Below are 592 nucleotides of genomic sequence, written 5' to 3'. Positions count from 1 at the left end.
ACAAGGAGCTTTCCATGAACTCATCCATCGTTCGCACCCTGCCGGCCGCCCTGACACTGGCCTTCGCCTGTGTCGGCGCGCCGGCGATTGCGCAAACCACGGCACCGAGTACCACCCAGAAGGTGGAAAAGGAAGGCGAGAAGGCCTGGGACAAGACCAAGGAAGGTACCGAGAAGGCCTGGGATGCCACCAAGAGCGGCACCGATAAGGCYGTGAAGGCGACCGAGAAGGGCGCCAAGAAGACCGGCAAGGCCATCGACAACGTGGCCTCCGATGCCGCTTCTGGGACCCGCAAGGTGGGCGACAAGATCGGCGAGAAGATCCCGGGCAYGGTCCAGAACGAAGCCGCCAAGGGCGAAGCCGCCAAGAAGCCCTGAGCGCGCGCACCGGCGCTCTCGCAGCCCCAATGAAAACCCGCCGAGGCGGGTTTTTTTCATGGGCGGTGCCGAGCAGGGCGAGCGGGCCATGAACCGCGAAGCTTTCGTGATCAAGGCGAGGCGGCGTAGATCCGGCGGTTGTGCAGTGAAGGAGTGCGTTCTTACCTGGGGAGATCTCGCCTTGCGCCTGAAAGGGCGACGGCGTTGAGCCGGAG

1 protein-coding gene is annotated in these 592 nt (G+C 64.2%); it reads left to right on the top strand.

All coding sequences use genetic code 11. The annotated features are described in order from the left end of the window. Positions 1-14: 14 nt before the first annotated feature. Positions 15-377: a hypothetical protein gene (locus tag AC1DY5_RS58050; protein ID WP_478123100.1), complete on the top strand. Its 363-nt coding sequence runs from the start codon at positions 15-17 to the stop codon at positions 375-377. The last annotated feature ends 215 nt before the right edge of the window (positions 378-592 follow it).

The sequence above is a fragment of the Variovorax sp. P4_D9 genome (assembly GCF_056401695.1).
The sequence above is the reverse complement of the archived record's forward strand: the minus strand, read 5'-3'. Positions and strand labels throughout refer to the sequence as shown.